This window comes from Microbacterium sp. 4NA327F11 (assembly GCF_005503465.1).
In the GTDB taxonomy this organism is placed as follows: Bacteria; Actinomycetota; Actinomycetes; order Actinomycetales; family Microbacteriaceae; genus Microbacterium; species Microbacterium ginsengisoli.
In genome coordinates this window covers 101,506-114,988 of sequence record NZ_SCOB01000008.1, presented here as the reverse complement: position 1 = coordinate 114,988, position 13,483 = coordinate 101,506, and the positions used below count along the sequence as shown (strand labels likewise).

General features: G+C 67.9%; 8 protein-coding genes. 6 read left to right on the top strand and 2 right to left on the bottom strand.

The window, feature by feature from the left end; genetic code table 11:
- Positions 1 to 9: 9 nt before the first annotated feature.
- Together FFS51_RS07260 and FFS51_RS14655 are read right to left on the bottom strand one after the other, a co-directional pair.
- Positions 10 to 1,815, bottom strand: a complete 1,806-nt coding sequence (locus tag FFS51_RS07260) for a hypothetical protein (RefSeq protein ID WP_137877920.1) — start codon at positions 1,813 to 1,815, stop codon at positions 10 to 12.
- A gap of 27 nt (positions 1,816 to 1,842) precedes the next feature.
- On the bottom strand, positions 1,843 to 2,010 hold the full coding sequence (locus FFS51_RS14655; protein ID WP_171006131.1) for a hypothetical protein: 168 nt from the start codon (positions 2,008 to 2,010) through the stop codon (positions 1,843 to 1,845).
- Between the two features lie 172 nt (positions 2,011 to 2,182).
- On the opposite strand from FFS51_RS14655, the gene FFS51_RS07255 reads away from it, so the two are divergent.
- From FFS51_RS07255 to FFS51_RS07230, 6 genes are all read left to right on the top strand, one after another.
- Positions 2,183 to 5,338 carry a hypothetical protein gene (locus FFS51_RS07255; RefSeq protein ID WP_137877919.1) on the top strand — a complete coding sequence of 1,052 codons (3,156 nt, stop codon included), beginning with the start codon at positions 2,183 to 2,185 and terminating at the stop codon, positions 5,336 to 5,338.
- Between the two features lie 92 nt (positions 5,339 to 5,430).
- Entirely contained in the window at positions 5,431 to 9,444 is a 4,014-nt protein-coding gene (gene dnaE, locus FFS51_RS07250) for a DNA polymerase III subunit alpha (RefSeq protein WP_137877918.1), read from the top strand.
- Between the two features lie 50 nt (positions 9,445 to 9,494).
- On the top strand, positions 9,495 to 10,541 hold the full coding sequence (locus FFS51_RS07245) for a KTSC domain-containing protein (RefSeq protein WP_137877917.1): 1,047 nt from the start codon (positions 9,495 to 9,497) through the stop codon (positions 10,539 to 10,541).
- A 57-nt stretch (positions 10,542 to 10,598) separates the two neighbouring features.
- Positions 10,599 to 11,390 (top strand): 3'-5' exonuclease family protein, encoded by a 792-nt coding sequence (locus tag FFS51_RS07240; RefSeq protein WP_137877916.1) that lies wholly within the window; start codon positions 10,599 to 10,601, stop codon positions 11,388 to 11,390.
- A 109-nt stretch (positions 11,391 to 11,499) separates the two neighbouring features.
- Complete coding sequence (gene ssb / locus FFS51_RS07235; RefSeq protein ID WP_137877915.1) at positions 11,500 to 12,156, top strand: single-stranded DNA-binding protein; 657 nt, start codon at positions 11,500 to 11,502, stop codon at positions 12,154 to 12,156.
- Between the two features lie 929 nt (positions 12,157 to 13,085).
- Positions 13,086 to 13,475 carry a hypothetical protein gene (locus FFS51_RS07230; protein WP_137877914.1) on the top strand — a complete coding sequence of 130 codons (390 nt, stop codon included), beginning with the start codon at positions 13,086 to 13,088 and terminating at the stop codon, positions 13,473 to 13,475.
- Positions 13,476 to 13,483: the final 8 nt, after the last annotated feature.

Sequence of the window (13,483 nt, the reverse complement as noted above, 5' to 3'; positions counted from 1 at the left end):
ATGTGACGTTCATCGTCTGCCCCGCCTTCCGCTGAAGAGGCCGCGGCGGCGTTGTTCCCGGACGGCGTACAGGTCGTCACGCCCGGTGACTTTCGCGAGGATCGCGAGGATGGCGGGGTCCACGCTGGGGGAGGGTGTGCTGATCTGGCCAAGGTTCAGTCGGTCGTGGAAGTGCGGGTCGAGACCCGTGCTCCCGATCAGAGACCCGAGTGTTCCGAACCGGGACTGGAAGTAGGCGACGTCGTCGCTGCTGAAGTTGTCGTACTTCGCGGCGAGGATGAGGGTTCGTGCCCCGCTCACGTCCTGCTGGCGCAGTTCGGTCAGCCGGTCGAGGAGGTTCGCGACGCCAGGGTTGGACTCGTCGGCGATACCGACGAGCCATGCGTCCCCGCGCAGGTATGGGATGAGCAGGTCGTCCCAGAGGTCGGTGCGGTGTGCCTCGAGGATCTGTGTGTCGACGATGACGATGTCCGCGATGCTCCGGGCGTAGTCGATGATCTCGCCGTAGACCCGCGGCGACACGTATTCGGGGGCTGCGAACTCCGGTGGCGGGCCGAGCACGACCGCGAAGTCTGGTGCGTCGAGGCGGGCTTGCGCGCGGATGGGTCCGTAGTCGGCGGGGCGCAGGAGGGCGTCTCGGGGGTCTCCGCTCTCGTACGCGTCGTAGGCGGTGCGCAGCGATGCGTTCCCGATGCGAAGGTACTTGCGCACGTCCGGCTGCCCGCGGTTCACGTCGACAATGACAGCGGTCTGCCCGCGTGCGGCCGCACGGTCGGCGAGAAGAAGGACGGTCGATGACTTGCTGACGCCGCCCTTGCCGGCGGCGACGATGACGAGCTCGCCCTGGCGGCTGCGGCTCGGCGCGAAGTGAGACTGCCGGCCTGTCGCTCGCCGGGAGAAGTAGTCGTCCTCGTCAGGTTCCGATGTTCGATCGGTGCGGGCGTCGTAGGGCGCTGTCTGCGGGGACGGTGCACGCTCGATCACCGTGGGCGTCTCCGGCGGGTATGCGCGAGGGAAGACTGCAGCGTCATCGGACGGCGCACGGCGGGCGTCCCGGTCCCGAGGCGGGATCGGTTCGTCGTCCTCGAGGTATTCGTCGATGTCGTCGAGGTCTTCAACGGTGAACGCCACCGCGCCTTCCGGCGGGGCAGCGTCGTCGCGCGCGGGGATCACAGGCAGCGTGGGGACGATGGGCAGCTCCGGCGCGACCCTTGGGGGTTCGGGCGGCGCCACGGGCGCGGTGTTCGCGGGGGCCGGAATGTTCCGGAAGAGGCCCTCGGGGAACCCCTGCACAGTGCCGGCGGGTGACTCCTCTGCCGCGGCATGCGCCGGCGGTGCGGATGGGGGTGGCGTGGTGGTGAAGGTCGACGAGTCCGAACCAGGCAGGGGTCGCAGGGTGGGGGCGCTCGGCGCAGCAGCCGGTACGAGGTCATGGACGGTGCCGTCGGGTTCGATGATGTGCGATCCGATGGGTCGTGGGGTGCCCTCGTACCGGAGGCTGGCGAGAAGGTCGTTCACCGTCGCCGGCAGCTCGAGACGGTTCGGGCTGCCGGCGAGGAGGTTGACACCTGGACGCGTGCCGAGGACGACGACATGGGTCCGCCGCGCCGTGGAGATCGTCCACGCTTCGATCGCGAGAGTCTGATCGTCATCGCAGACGACGATCGGGAACTCTTCACCGAGACTCAGCCGGTTACTCAGTTCGGTCGCGGTTGGACGGAAGGCATCGCCGGTGACGACATGGAACCCGAGCTCATGCAGCGCGGCGGCGACGTGGGCGTTGCCTACGACGCCGATGGTCGGGGCATCGGTCATGCCCTATATGCGGCATGACGTCGGCCCTCACTCGCGGTTCTCGCGCTCCCGTTCGAGATACGCGCGACGAGCACGCCAATCGCGGATGGACAGGAGTGCCCACGCCGCGTTCGCGACGATGGCGAGGACGATCACGGCAGGCGTGATGGCGTCGGGTTCGAACGCCGACGAGGTGATCGCAGTGAGGTGCTCCATGCCTTCCACATGCGCGGCCCGGCCCAACCAATCGCCGGGCCGGGTCTTTCCCTACTCTCGACTGGGATCGCTGCCCAGTTCAAGGGGTCGGCCTGACAGGCCGCGACAGAAATGCGACGGCGATCTCGATCAGAATGCCGAGTGCATCGAACTGCCGTGCCGCCTTACGTTCATGACACGAAGCACCCCGTCGGCACGATGGACCGTTGAGGACTACGCCGCCATCGTGCGGCTCTCCGGAGCCGAGAAGCTCGCCGACTCCCAAGTCGCGCCCCTCGTCGCGCAAGCCCGCGGCTACGAGACCGTCGAGGACGCGGACACGGCGAAGGCGGTAGCGTCCCGCGTCTACACGGCCGAGGAGCGGAAGGTGCAGAACCGCCTGAAGATGCTCACCAAGGCCAACCACGAGTTCACCGTGATCCCGTGGTTCCGCGCCTCAGAGCTGTTCAAGTTCGGGCGGTCCGTCGAGGCGGCATCTATCCAGATCCGCCCGAGCGACCCGCTCCCGGACCCGATCACACACAAGGTCAGGAAGTACGAGTTCCTGGCCTCCTCCGCCACAGTGATCGACGCGAACCCTGGTACGCCGATCGAATGGTTCGAGCGCACGACGACGTTCCTCATCACTGAAGGCGCTATCAAGGGCGACTCCGCCCTCAGCGCTCAGCTCCTCGGCGCCGGCATCACGCACGCGGAGCTGGCGCCCGTCGACGGGTCCGTCACCGACGCCCGTGAGCGGCTGGGAGAGCTTCTGCTGCGGATCCCCGAGCTCGACCGGGTTCCCGTGCTATCGATCGCGGGTGTCGCCAACTGGCACAACAACAGCGAGTGGGCCCAGTTCATCTTCAAGGACCGCGAGGTCCTCATCGCCTTCGACGGCGACCTCCGCGAGAACCACAACGTGTGGAGCCAGGCGGCGAAGATGTGGCGCCTGATCGGCGAGGCGAAGCAGGGGCTCCCGAAGCTCCTCGACCTTGGCGGCGCCGACGCGGAGAAGAACGCGATTCTCGCGGGACTGGCGAGCGGCACCAAGCTGGGTGTCGACGACTACCTCTCGCATGTGGGCCCCTGGAGCGAGCTGATCACTCTCGTCGAGGACACGCTCCCGAACGAGCCGCACAGAAACCGGGAATGGAAGCCGGGAGAGTTCCGGGTCGCCGATGACGGTGCGAGCGTGATCGAGTACGCGAAGATCGAGCGGGGGAACGAGTTCGGTGGTGTGACGTACGCCTGGGAGGAACGCGTTCCCATCGGCGGCCGGGTCACACGCATCTCGAACCTGCGCACCCTCGCCGACACGAATGTCCGCGACGGCGACGCGCGCCGACCCGGCGCGGTGCTCGAGTCCGCGAAAGGCGACTGCACGATCGAGCTTCGTTGGACCGACGACACCACCGGCGACACCATCGTTCGCGAGATCACCGGGCCACGCGCGATCCTCGAGCTCGCACCCGCGGACTGGGGGCGCAAGGGCGCGATGATCCACGCGGACATCCTGCGCCACCCAGCGTGGCCGCCGCGCAACCGCATCGGTGACGGGTTCCTCGCAGCGATCAAGGCGAACCGTTTCGACGAGCAGGACGTCCTCAACGGCTGGGACACGATGGGCTGGGTGCCCACACGGTCGGGGGAGCCGGTGTTCGTGATCGGCGAGCAGTCCCTCGGAAGCTCCGCGCAGGACGAGCGCGACAACCGTCCGGGCGTGACCGAGGAGATCATGCCGATGGCGTCGAACTACGGTGTCGCCGACACCTACTGGGCATTCCACGAGGCCGACGACCTGGAAGGCTACAAGGCGCAGGTTCGCAGCGACATTCGGGCTGCTGTCGAAGCCTTCATCACCGACCCGGGCTGGAACCTTCCGGCTGTCGGCCCGACAATGCTCGCCTGCGCACTGCGACCGACCGTGCCGTCGCAGACGTCGATCAACGTCTACATCTCCGGAGCGCCCGGCACCGGCAAGAGCTACCTCGCGTCTTTCGTGATGGCGTTCTGGGGACCCCGGCCCGGTATCTGGACCGAACATAACCTCCCCGGGCAGGCGTCCGACACGGCCGCGGCGCGTGAGCACTCTGTCGCGCGCACGCCGATCTACGTCATCGACGACCTCGCCCCGAACGTGTCCCGCTCGACCTCGGAGCGCCAGGAGTCCGCCGTGGAGGACGCGATCCGATCGAACTTCAACGGCGCCGGCAAGCGGCGCGGCACCGCAGACGGCGACCAGCGAACGGTGTCCCGCCCGCGCGCCCTTCACATCTTCACCGCGGAGAACCGCCGCGACACCAGCTCCATCCAGCAGCGATACATCAGCATCCACTTGGCGGCAGCGACCAAGCGCACCGACCGGGACCGGCCACGGGAGATCGAGCTTGTCGCGCGAGGCGCGGACAACCCCTTCGCGCGGCTGACTGCAGCGATGATCCGGTTCTGGTTGAACATCGACGTGGAGCAGACGCCACTCCCGATGCTCCGCCGCGAGGTCCGATTCAACCGTCTCGACACGTGGCGCGGGAAGTACGAGTTCGTGCGCTCCAGCATCGACGCCGCGAAGACTCACATCCAGAACGAGCTCCTCGAGCGGTACGGGATCAGCACCGGAGACTCGGCACGCCGGGCGGGCATGTTCGCTGAGCTGTTCGTCACTCTCGACGTCCTGCAGGCGCTCGGTCTGTGGGCGGGGCTGGACCCTCGCGACCCCGCCATGGAGCCGTTCTTCGCGCGACCGAGCGAGATCGGACAGCTTCGCGGCGCGATGATCGACCTGGCCGCTCAGGACCTCCGCGAGTTCAAGCGGCGTTCGAACTCTCGGAACCTCCTTGAAGCGGTCCGCAACGTGCTCGAGGCCGGCAAGGCTCACCTGGAGCACCCGACGATCCCCGGCTCGAAGCCGATCCTGTCGGGCGAGAACGCGGACGCCATCAACGCGGCCGCCGGCTGGCGTGTGGATGCGCGCACCGGCGACTGGGTCCCCCAGGGGACGCCCATCGGCTTCCTCGGTGTCCCGAGCGACAAGGTGGCGAGCACCGAGCTCGTGGCGCTGTTGTCGCCGGCGAACGCCTTCAACCTCGCCCAGCGCGAGCACCCTTCGCTGGTGCCGGCCGGACAGAAGGCGGGTGACAGCTGGAACCAGGTGTGGGAGGACGAAGGCGGCGCCCTCGTTCACAGCCGTTACCAGCGTCCTGTGAACGGGCGCGAGACGACCGTGAAAGCTCGCATCGTCGGGGAGAACGATGTGGAGAGCGACCCGAACATTCCGGCCCGTGTCACCCGCCTGCGCGGCATCCCCGTGCGCTTCAGCGAGCTCGTGCCGATGCTCGACGGCGACTAGAGCTCACAGCTCCTTCGGGGAGCCGTGCACAGTTTTCGCGCCGCGCCGCGCATGTGTCTAGTACACAGTCCCAACAGACAGGAGCGTGAGCCGTGGGTTTCGTGCACCTCCACGTTCACAGCGAGTACAGCGCGCTTGACGGAATGATCCGTCTCGCTGACGGCTTCAAGGAAGCCGAGTCGCTGGGGCAGCCTGCTCTCGCGCTCACCGAACACGGGAACCTCGCGTCCGCGTGGGCGGCGCAGGCTGTCGCCGATCGGCTGGGCGTGAAGTTCATCCCGGGGTGCGAGTTCTACTTGGCCGCCGGGGACCGGCATGCCCGCACACCCGTGTGGGTGCCGACGGACGACAACAGCACCGACGAGGGCAGCGAGCGTACCGAGGACGAGTACGAAGATGACTCCACGCACGCGGGGATGAAGGCGCGCGCGTACATGCACCTCACGGTCCTCGCCCGCACCCCGGAGGGGTGGCGGAACCTGGTGAAGCTCAACAACCTCGCCCAGGAGAGCATCTGGCACAAGCCCCGCATCGACATGTCCGCCCTCGCCGCGCACAGCGATGGCCTGATCGTCCTGACGGGATGCTTGGGCGGCCCCGTGCTCGGCCCCGCCGTCCGTGGAAACTGGGACGAAGCGGAGGAGAACCTTCTCCAGATCATCGCCGCAGTCGGCGCCGAGAACACCTACGTGGAGGTCATGGAGCACGGGAACGCCGCCGAGAGCGCCGCGCTTCCGGAGCTCGTGGCGCTCGCGGGGAAGCATGGCGTGGGTGTCGTCGCGACGAACGACGCGCACCATACGCACGAGGATGAGCAGGAAGCTCACGCGGCCTGGCTTCTGGTGCAGTCGAAGTCCACGTTCGCCAAGCCGAAGTTTCAGTTTCACGGGGGCGGATACTGGCTTCGCTCCGAAGCGGAAATGCGCGCGCTCCGACCTGAACAGTGGTGGCAGGACGCTTGCGACACGACTGAGGTGATCGCCGGGCGATGCGCTGAGCGATCCCTCCCTCACCCTCGCAACCTCATGCCCACGTTCGTGATCCCTGACGGGTTCGCGACCAACAGGGACTACCTCTTCCACCTGCTGCGGGAGGGTGCGAGCACGCGCTACGGCGGGATCGACGGGCCGCTTCGTGAGCGCGTGATGGCAGAAATGGATGTCATCGAGTCGGCGGGAATGGTCGACTACTTCCTCGTCGTGCACGACCTGATCGATTGGGCTCGGTCCACTCGATCGAGCGTGCCCGGCGGTCCCGAGAAGAAGCCCATCCTCGTCGGCCCCGGCCGCGGGTCTGCGGGTGGATCGGAAGTTGCCTACCTGCTGGGGATCACCCAGATCGAGCCTCGCCGCTACGGACTGCTCTTCGAGCGCTTCTACGAGCGTGGGCGTAGTGAGCCGCCCGACATCGACATCGACTTCCCGCAGGGGCGCCGTCAGGAAGTGATCCAGTACTTGCGCGACAAGTACGGCGAGGACCATGTCGCGAGCATCGGGACGTTCCAGATCGCGCGATCGCGTGCCGCCATCAAGTCCGCGGCGAGCGTGCTCGACGCGCAGCGAACCGGGAAGGTCATGACCGACCTGGTGCCGATGGTTGAGGCGAAGCCGATGCCGATCGCAGCTCTGCTCAACCCGGACGATCCGTCGACGGCGGAGTATCGGCGCCTGTACGACCGCGATGAGGTCGCACGTCGTATCCATGGCATCGCTGCGTCCTTCGAGGATGTGATCTCGGTGTTCTCCGTGCACGCTTCCGGCGTCATCGTCTCGTCGGAGCCGCTCGCCGATATTGTCCCGCTGCGCCTGTCGAAGACGCGCGGGTGGGTGCTGCAGTGGACCGGCCCGGAAGCCGAACAGGTCGGTCTGCTGAAGGTCGACGTGCTCGGCCTTCGAACGCTGGATGTGATCGAACGAGCTGCTGAGTACATCCTGGAGACCACCGGCGAGACCATCGACCCGCTCGCTCTTCCCGACCCTGACCAGCCCTCGCCAGGGGTGGACGCCGAGCGTGTCGATGCCGCATGGCGGCTGATCGCTGAGGGCCGCACAGCTGGAATCTTCCAGATGGAGTCGGCGAAGATGACCGAGCTGGGCATGCAGGTTGCGCCTCGGTCGCTGGACGAGCAGTCCGCTGTCGTTGCCCTTTACCGGCCGGGCCCTATGTCCGCGAACATGCACACCGCGTACGCACGGCGCAAGCGCGGCGAAGAAGCGTCGGACTACCGCGTGTTCACCACCGACGCGCGCGAGCAGGCCGAACTGGAGAAGGTTCTCGGTGAAACCCATGCGGTGTGGGTCTACCAGGAGCAGCTGATGCAGCTCGGCACAGTTGTGGCCGGCTTCGACGCGGCGGGACGCTCGCTGCTGCGCAAGGCGGTCTCCAAGAAGAAGGCGGACGTGATGGCTGCCGTCGGTGAGAAGTTCCGTGCCGGCGCGGTGACAGAGGTGCGCGACGACGAAGGCAACGTCGTCAGCATCGCCTTCTCGGCGCAGACAGCCGAGGTCATCTGGAACGCGATGCTCGGCTCAGCGTCCTACCTCTTCAACAAGGCTCACTCCGCCACGTACGGCGCACTGGCGTTCATGACCGCCTTCTACAAGGCGAACTGGCCCGCAGCGTACGCGGCCGCGACACTGGCGGTGACCGACAAGGAAGACAAGCGCAACCAGGTCCTCGTGAACCTCAAGCGTGAGGGGATCACGGTCCTCCCGCCTGACGTGAACAGCATCAACGCGTCGACGGCACCGGAGAGCGACACATCGATCCGGATCGGTCTCGCTGAGGTGAAGGATATGGGGGCGCTCGGCGCTCTCATCGCCGACGAGCGCAACGCGCGCGGCCCGTACGCCAGCCTTCACGATGTGTATCGGCGGGTCCTGCGGCCGGACGGCACCGGATCGGCGATCACTTCCGCGCATCTGAAGGCGATGGTCAACTCCGGTGCGGCCGATGCGTTCGGTCCGCGGTTCGGCCAGATGACGACGATCGGTGCGGTGACGGCCGCCACCATCACCCCGGCTATGGAATGGGGTGTTCTGGAGCGTTCCGCGCGCCAGCGGATCGCCCTCGGGATCACCTTGGGTGAGCACCCGTTGATCGCCCTGCAGGAGCAGGTCCGCGCATACCGCATCCCCTCGGTGACCGGCATGGCGGACTTCGACGCGCGTCCCACTCCGGTCGGCCGGATCCCTGACGCGGACGGGGCGAACGTCATCGTGCTCGGTGTGCTCGCTGCATGGGCGGAGCGCCCGTACGGAAAGGGCCGGCTCGCGAACATCCGCGTGGAAGGTTCGACCTCGAGCATCGGTGGCACGATTTGGGATCGGGCGCTCACCGACATCAAGCAGGGCGGGGGAGTGCCCGCGGTTGGTGATGTGGTCGTCGCGCGAGCGCGCGTGCGGCACACGTTCATCCCGGGAGACCCCGAGGACCCGGATGCGGAAGACGTCACGGTGAAGGAGCTCTCGGTCGCGTCGATCAGCCGTGTGCCAGTGGTTGACGAGGTCCGCGGTGAGTGGCCGTCGTCACCGCTTCCACGCATCGACCTCACCCGCCGCGCAGACGGAAACGATCTCCTCGCCATCGCGGAGCCTTCGCCGACCGTGCATGAGTCGGACGGCGCCCCCGTGGTGACCGAGGCGGTGGGTGTCGTCTGGCCGGAGGAGCCTGTAGCGCCTGCCCTGGCGGCAGCCCCTGCCCCAGCAGCTGTGGCGGTGCTCGCGCCTCCGATGCGCACCGTGGTGCTGCCCGAGGTCATCGCGCCGACCCCTCCGTCCGATGTGGCGCTGGCGGAGACTCTCGTTGCTGTGCGTGCTCAGATGGCTGCCGGCGGGTCAGGTGTCGTCGCCCATGGCAGCGTGACCGTCACCACCCGTGTCGGAGCACTGGAGGTGACACGGGTGGAGGTCGCGCCGACCGACGTTCCCACGCTTCGGGGGTGGAACATCGGTCAAGCCCTCGCGGCCGCGTCGTCGACCCCGTACCCGCAGCTCGCGTACGACCTCTCCGTCGCGGACACCATCGAGGGCCTCCTTGGGTTGAACCCCGGCGTGGTCGTCCTGCAGCAGGGCGGCGAGTCGCTTCTGGCGGTCGTCGTGGAGTAGCGGCAGTCGGCCTGTGCACGCTTTTCGGGGTCGCCGCATACATGGTGGGTATGAGTGCAATCGACCGTCACGGGAACATCCACCGCCCGATCGGCGCCGTCGGCGGCGGCCAGTTCGCCGGCCGCGTGCCGACACCACCACGCAGCAGCCTCACGGACGCGTCGGAGTCGACCGGTGACGTGCGCGAGTTGCTCGCACGACGTGCGCTGCTCGCGGAGAAGGGCTACCTTCTGGCGAGCTCTGGCCCGTCGGTCGCCGGCAGCGTCCGCGCGACGACCAGCATCGACTCGTGGTGGGACGAGCACTTCCGGCGCGCAGAGATCGGACCGACGGACACGTTCCACCAGATGCCTGACGACTACACGCCGTCGCGCGGGTCGGGGCGTTCGCTGAGTGGGCACCGCCGGGTCCACCGGATCCTGTACGAGGGCGCGGGGATCGCCATTCGCATGCCGTCCGCCACCACGATCCGCCGCTACTCCCAGGAGATCGGACAGCAGACGTTCGACGTCCCCGTTCAGGCGGAGGGGGAGAGCGGGCAGGTCATCGCCGGCTACGTGCGTGTGACCCAGGAGGGCCCGGACCGGTGGTCGGTCAGCGCGCTGGGCATGCCTTCGCAGGCGTCGTGGAAGATCAGCGAGGCGGTGTCGTCCGTCCTCGAGTCCCGGCGTCCATCGCGCGCGCTGCGGGAGATCGGCGACCTCGCTGCGAAGCGTCGGGAGCGCCTCGCAGGCGCCGGCACCACCCTCGACGGGACCGAGTCCACGTGGGTGCATGGTGTCGGCTACAACGAGGTGTCCCAGGAGATGGTCATCAAGCTCGGCGATCGCGTCTACGGCTACAAGGTCGGCAAGGCCGTCTACCAGCAGGTCCGGAACGCGTTCAGCCCCGGGAGCGCCTACAACCGCCTCGTGAAGGGGAAGCCTCGAGTGTCCATCGAGGAGTGCGGCAGCTGCGGGCGCTGGTACAACACGACCACCGGCCACACCTGCCTCCGTCACAAGGCACGTACGGGGATCGTCAAGCCGTTCAACGACACGGTGGCCGCCTATGTGCGCGGGGCGGGAGAGGGCGCTCTCACCACCGCGCATGTGTGAGATATGACTGACGCGATTTCCGAGATCCTCCTTTGGGCCGACAGCGAGACTGACGGCTTGCACGATGACTGCGACCTTCTCGAGCTCGCCGTGATCGTGACGGACACCGAGCTGAACGAGCTCGAGTCGTTCGCGACCGTGGTGAAGCCGACAGCCGCCGCGCTCCGGCGTATCTCGACCGACGATGTGCTTCGGGCGATGCACACGAAGAGTGGGCTTCTCGCAGACCTCCATGCGATCGGGGATCTGGCGCCGACGACCGCGGACGTCGAAACGCGCCTGCTGGAGATCATCGGGCGGTGGAAGGCGGCCGGCGTCACGACGTTCCAGATCGCCGGTGGCGGTGTCTCACACTTCGACCAGCACCACTTCGCGACCTGGATGCCGGCCTTCAGCGCAGAGCTCTACTACCGCCCCGTCGACATTTCGCAGTTCGCGGAGGTGTACCGGCGGGCGACGGGCGATCGAACCTTCGACAAGCGGGAGCGCAAGGCTCACCGCGCTGACGCTGACATCCGCCAGGACCTGGAGATCGCTCGGCGTGTGTGGCCGTTCCTCCGTGATGCGGTGCTCGCGGGTCTTCACGCTCCGCGCACCGGCGACGAGGCGTTGGGCTCGGCTGCGGAGCTCCTCTTCGAGTACTCGGCGGCGACGGCGAACCCTCAGGAGTTCCTGGCACGCCTTCAGGGGTTCCATGCACCGTCGACGCTCGCGGGCATGACGCACATCGCCGCGTCGCTCGTCGCCTCACTCGCCACCGCTTCCGGTTCCACGCCCGAGGACGTCCTTCGCGCGGCGTTGCGGCAGCTCTCGAGTGAGGCGAAACCGGCGCTCCACGCGATTGGGTGACGGGACCGCGCATGTAGAAGATGTGGGCCGCCGGATGCGGCTCGCTCACTTGCCGGGAGCCGGCAGTGACCATCGGAATGGGCCTCGAGGCCCGGAACGGAACTAGAGAATGAACGGAATCCCGATCACGGTCGTCGGCACCCTCACCGCGGACCCGGAGCTCCGGTACACGCAGGATGGCGTCGCCGTCGCGAACTTCACGATCGCGAACAACGAGCGGGTGTTCGACCGTGCGTCGAGCACCTACAAGGACGCCCCCGCGACGTTCCTGCGCACCGCTGCCTGGCGTGAGCTGGGCGAGCACGCGGCGAAGTCGCTGTCGAAGGGCATGCAGGTCATCGCGACCGGCAAGCTCAAGCAGCGCTCGTACCAGGACGCTCGCACGCAGGAGAACCGCACCGTCTACGAGCTGGAGCTCGAGGACCTCGCCGTCTCGCTGCGATGGGGGACGACCGTGTTCACCAAAAGCCCGTCGGGGCAGCAGAACGCTCAGGGAGCTGCTCCGGTGGCTCAGCAGAGCCAGGCGCCGGTGAGCCAGCCGCAGTACGCCCAGCAGGGTGCTCCGGCCGGTCAGCCGCCGCAGCAGCCCCAGTACGGGCAGCAGCCCCAGTACGGCCAGCAGCAGTTCGGGCAGCCTCAGCAGCCCCAGCAGCCGTACGGGCAGCAGCCACAGTACGCGCAGCCGCAGGAAGCGCCCGGCGCGCAGCCTGCCTACGCCACCGCCCAGGCGGGTGCGGCCGCCGGCTCGGACGACGACGTCTTCTGAGCGGACACCACCGAACGGCCCGGCAGTGACCTCACTGCCGGGCCGTTTCCGACGGAAAGGACTCTCGTGAAGAACCGCTCGGACCTCGACCACGATCGCGTGCGCCTGTACCGTTCGCGTGCCGATGATGCGCGCTGGGTCCTTCGCGGGCGCACCGCTCGGATCACGATCGCTGCGCTCGTGCTTGCCGCGGCAGTGCCATTGGCAATCTGGCAAGGCCCGGCACTGAGCAGCGTCGCCCAGCGGATCCCTGCACTGTTCACCTCCCCACCTCCGACTCAGGCTGAGACCCCCACTCCGACGGCGACCTCGAACGCCGCACGAGACGCCCTGAACCAGGACGTCGGCGCCGCGACAGCGCTCCTCCAAGCGAAACGCGACAGCGGCGTCGTCGGTGAGGTGATTACGGCCACGCAGGCCGCCCTCGCACACGCGTCACAGGTCCTCGCCTCCGCTGACGCGACGGAGGAGGACTTCACCGCCGCCAGTGCCGCTCTGAACGCGGCTACGACGGCACTCGAGGCGGCGGCCCCGCCCACGGCTGCCCCGACGGAAGCCCCAACTCAGGCGCCCGCACCGAAACCGCAGACGTCGGCAGCGTCCGGCGGTGGGGGCAGCTCGAACTCGGGGAGTGGGACGAACGGAACCGGGGGTGGCGGAGGCGGGCAAGCGACCGCGCACGGTGCGATCACCTGCACCGGTGGCACCGTGAAGGTCACCTTCGTCGCCCGAGCAACGAGCGGCACCGTCACGCTGTCCGTCACCGGCCCTGCGGACGGATCATCGAGCGGCACTGGCAGCACCTCGGTCACCGTGACCGGTCCCGCGGGAACGTACACAGCCTCCGCAACAGGCTCGGGCACGGTGAGCGTCAACGCATCTTGCGGGTGAGTGCACACTTTCAGCGGCTCGCCGCACATCGTGGATGTATGGCTACTACTCGCGATGACCGCGGCAACCTCCACGCACCCAGCGGAACCCCCGCCGGTGGGCAGTTCGCTCAGAAGCGCAACAGCCCACCCGCAGCCGGCCTCGACGCCGACGTCACCACGGGCGAGGACATCACACGGCCGCTCACCATCCGCGTCTTCCGTGAGCAGACCCCCGGAGGCTACGACCTCGCGATCGACGCGCCAACCGGTCGCCACTACATGCGCGACGGCGTGCACCACCGCACCGACGGTCCCTCCTACGAGGGGTACGACGGCACGGTCGAGTACTACGAGAACGGTCTGCTGCACCGCGTCGGCAAGCCCGCACGAACGCACAGCGACGGCACCAGCGAGTACTGGGAGCACGGCCAGCCGCAGCGGCTCTGATCGCCGCA